The organism is Gordonia sp. ABSL11-1 (assembly GCF_030315685.1).
GTDB lineage: Bacteria > Actinomycetota > Actinomycetes > Mycobacteriales > Mycobacteriaceae > Gordonia.
The window spans coordinates 1-710 of sequence record NZ_JASXSI010000096.1; the positions used below are offsets into that span (position 1 = coordinate 1).

Below are 710 nucleotides of genomic sequence, written 5' to 3' on the forward strand. Positions count from 1 at the left end.
CTTAGCGATCCCGATCGACGAGATCCCGCGCGGATGCCATGCCGGGAGATGTCGGACGTGCACCCTATCGCTCCGCGACTGCCGATCCAGGTGTGCCTTCGAGGACGAGACCATCGGCTGCGTCCGCCCAGTCCTGCACTGCTGTGACAGCAAGTTGAATGACGACAGCGTTTCCGTCGCCGACCGGAAAGGCAACAGTGTGCGCGTTCGACACCAGTGGGCCGAAAGGTGATGCGACGGTTCCGAACAACTGAACGGAGAAGCCGTCGAACGGTAGACCTCCGCTGCGCTGATCCCGGGGCGTCCAGCCTGGTGTGCTGCGGGTGACGTCGCCGGCCAGGGCGGCGAGCCGCGCGACTGACGTCGACATGCCGCCGGCTATCCAGCCCATCACGATGGCCGACGACACGAAGTCGTCCTGGGTGATCTCGTCGGTGGATGTCAGGTTCCCGACCGCGGTCGAGTCGAGCCACATCGCTGCAGGTTGACCAGCGGCCATGTCGGCGCGGATGCGTCGCCAAGCATGTGGGAGGCCCACAGGGTGATAGCCGAACTCCAGCGGGTCGGGCAGGGGCGTCATTGTCATGCCCGGACGTTCTATCGACACGTCACCGATGCTCGAGGTCGTCGTCGACCAGCGTTTCGATCTGGACGGACTGGCCGACGTCGACGTTATCGGGAGGAGTCACGGTGAGCATGGCTTTGATCTC

The 710-nt window shown here is 64.5% G+C and carries 1 protein-coding gene; it reads right to left on the minus strand.

Translation table 11 applies throughout. The features are described 5' to 3' along the window. Positions 1–64: 64 nt before the first annotated feature. On the minus strand, positions 65–586 hold the full coding sequence (locus QSJ19_RS26605) for a hypothetical protein (RefSeq protein WP_286324061.1): 522 nt from the start codon (positions 584–586) through the stop codon (positions 65–67). Positions 587–710: the final 124 nt, after the last annotated feature.

Bases quoted from the DNA above. Each gene is read 5' to 3' on its own strand.
- QSJ19_RS26605 (WP_286324061.1), bottom strand. From the start codon at position 586: ATGACAATGACGCCCCTGCCCGACCCGCTGGAGTTCGGCTATCACCCT.